1 protein-coding gene and 1 pseudogene are annotated in these 1,157 nt (G+C 63.1%); both read left to right on the forward strand.

The features are described 5' to 3' along the window. Window positions 1–113: 113 nt before the first annotated feature. Window positions 114–281 (forward strand): hypothetical protein, encoded by a 168-nt coding sequence (locus ABR397_RS22720; RefSeq protein WP_350307689.1) that lies wholly within the window; start codon window positions 114–116, stop codon window positions 279–281. Between the two features lie 52 nt (window positions 282–333). After that, window positions 334–1,157, forward strand: a pseudogene (locus ABR397_RS22725) (OmpA family protein); the annotation flags it as partial.

Raw genomic sequence — 1,157 nt, forward strand, 5'->3', positions numbered from 1 at the left:
ACGTTCCATTGGCGGTCCGCTGATCACGACGATAATCGTGCTGACCGGTGTCTGGTGGGGGTTGGGGCAGTATCTGATCACGCGGCTGCCGGGGTGGGCGCAATGAGTGCGATGTGGCGACGGGCGCTATGGGGATGGGCAGCCGGGTTAGCGCTGCTGCTCTGTCTGGTCTGGCTTCCCATATCGCCGGGGGGCCGATGGGGGGGCGGGATCATTATCCTGCTCTTCACGCTGGGCGGACTGTTTTATACCGAGCGATCCCGGCGACAGGAAAATTTTGACAGCCTGTCGGCAGCGCTGCCGCCGGACAGCGATCGTCGCCCGGTGGTGCTGGTGTGCAGTCACCTTCAGGACAGCCTGTTTGGTGATGCACAGTGGCGTCAGACGCCGCAGGGCGACTGGTTATGTTTACCGTCAGGGATCGCGTTGTCTGATAGCGTGGCAAGCCTGCTGGCTGCCCGGCCCGCCTGGGGCGGCCAATTGAGCGTGATGGCCGTCATCACCCCGCAACAGTCCCGGGATGAGAGGGCCCTGGCGGGTTGGGTACGGGAACTGCGCTGGCAGCTTTCTCAGGTACGTCGCCGCCAGGGTATTCCGTTACCTTTCGTGCTGACCGGTTACTTAGCCGGGGCGCCCCAACGTCCTGATTCACCGTGGTTTGCGTGGCAGGCTGGTCAAAACACCGTCACGGTCTGGCGCAAGGGCATCTCGGATCAACCGCTGGCGGACTGGTTGGGCGAGGGCAGCGTAGCGGAACAGGCCGCCCGTTTTCAGTGCGGGGTTGAGCTGACCAGCTGGGCCGACTGGATGCAGACATGCATATTACCCGCTTGCCTGACCCCCGAATATGGCCTGCCGCCTTGTCCGCCTCAGGCGATGACGCTGACCTTTGTGCCGGCATTACCGCAGAGGTTAACCGGTCATCTCTGGCAACAGTGGTTGCAAACCAAAACGGCGCTCAACAGCGCCGGTGACCCGGTCAGCTCACCGGATACCGGGGTGCCGATATTGCCCTTCCCGGATCCGGTATTGCCTCTGTTACCCGTGAGATCATGGCAGACCGCTGGGCCGCAGGCTTTGAGGATAGCGTTGGGGCTGTTTCTGCTGGCGGGGATGACCGCGCTGGGCTGCTCGGCCTGGCATAACCGGCAAGAGTT

The sequence above is a fragment of the Photorhabdus viridis genome (assembly GCF_040256935.1).
GTDB lineage: Bacteria > Pseudomonadota > Gammaproteobacteria > Enterobacterales > Enterobacteriaceae > Photorhabdus > Photorhabdus viridis.